Genomic DNA, 1,224 nt, shown 5'->3' with positions numbered 1-1,224 from the left:
GCTGCTGGTGCGCCATCCTAATGCCACTTATTTCGTGCGCGCCAGCGGTGAGATGGAGCGAGCAGGATGGATCAGGCACTACCGACAGATTAAGAAACTGAGCATCCGAGAAACAGCAGACGCGATAGGCTACAGTACTTCCCAAGTTTGTCGCATTCAGGCCTTCTATAAAGAAGTTGAGACTGATTAAAAAGCAGCCTTAATGTACAATAATTTTCGATATCCAAACTGACCCCATGAACAATCAATGAGTTAGAGGTGAAAGATGATTTCATACAAAAAAACCATACCTGCTCTTGTCATATTCGCTTTATCTAATGCTGTGGCATATGCGAATGATTTCGACAAATCAAATGAAGCGATGGCAATTTCAGCAATAGGTTTTTCTGGCTCAAATGCTCGTGTTGCACATGATGTTTGTGGGGCAACCAATGAGAAAATTGATAAATATAAAAAACAAATAAAAGACTCATTAACTAGAACATTAAAGTATGAACAGTCAGGGTTCGATACGCATTGGGATAATGGTTGGAAAAATGCTGATTTTTTGGTTAAGTCATTAAGTAATGATGAAGCCTATAAAAAAGAATATTGCCAAGAGGTTTTAGATGGAATTAATAATCCTGAAATGAATTAAGGATTATTCCTTATTCGGGGTTCTACGCCGGAACTCCAGATTTTTCCGTCCGCTAAAATTATCCCCGGTTGAGCCGCTTTATACCGTCAGCTCGCAGTGGGCCATCAGGGGAAATGTGGCGGTACAGCGTTTGTCGGGTTATCCCAAGCTCCTGGCATAACGTACTGACTTTCGTCTCTGGCCGTCCCATTGATGCCATTGCCAGTCGCAATTTTATTGGCGTCATTTTGTAAGGCCGTCCGCCGTTCCTCCCGTGGGCTCTTGCTGAGGCAAGGCCTGCCGCTGTTCTTTGCGGCGCTGTACGCAGCAGAGACCGACGGCCGCACGCGACTGGCTCGACACCCGCTTAGTCCCGCCCTCTGGTCAAATGCAGGCTGACGTGTACAGCCTGCAGGCAGAGGATTTCGTCTGGCAACCGGGATCGCCCGCCGTCGGCGCCGTTCGCAATGACAATCCCTCACTCATCCTGCCCATCGATACGCCAACGGGCTGAGTGCTGCATTATCCACAGTTTTGGTGGGTATCATGTGTGCAAACACACGTGAAGAACGCCAAAAGTTGCAGGAAAAATCACTCAGAAAATTATT

At 46.7% G+C, this 1,224-nt stretch carries 2 protein-coding genes and 2 pseudogenes; 3 read left to right on the top strand and 1 reads right to left on the bottom strand.

Annotation, left to right across the window (positions count from 1 at the left end):
- Positions 1–190 (top strand): helix-turn-helix domain-containing protein (locus GKN89_RS24450; protein ID WP_230329037.1); only part of this gene is annotated, 190 nt, incomplete at its 5' end.
- 75 nt (positions 191–265) lie between these two features.
- Positions 266–637 (top strand): hypothetical protein, encoded by a 372-nt coding sequence (locus GKN89_RS24245; protein WP_126181107.1) that lies wholly within the window; start codon positions 266–268, stop codon positions 635–637.
- Between the two features lie 58 nt (positions 638–695).
- On the opposite strand, the pseudogene GKN89_RS24445 reads toward GKN89_RS24245, so the two are convergent.
- Positions 696–929, bottom strand: a pseudogene (locus GKN89_RS24445) (resolvase); the annotation flags it as partial.
- Positions 930–950: 21 nt separating this feature from the next.
- Here GKN89_RS24445 and GKN89_RS24555 point away from each other — a divergent pair.
- Positions 951–1,130: pseudogene (locus tag GKN89_RS24555) on the top strand (hypothetical protein); the annotation flags it as partial.
- Positions 1,131–1,224: the final 94 nt, after the last annotated feature.

The organism is Serratia sp. YC16, assembly GCF_009707615.1.
GTDB classification, from domain to species: Bacteria; Pseudomonadota; Gammaproteobacteria; order Enterobacterales; family Enterobacteriaceae; genus Serratia; species Serratia surfactantfaciens.
This window is presented reverse-complemented; position numbering and strand designations above follow the sequence as displayed.

Coding starts and splice junctions, on each gene's coding strand:
- GKN89_RS24245 (WP_126181107.1), top strand. CDS start 266: ATGATTTCATACAAAAAAACCATACCTGCTCTTGTCATATTCGCTTTA.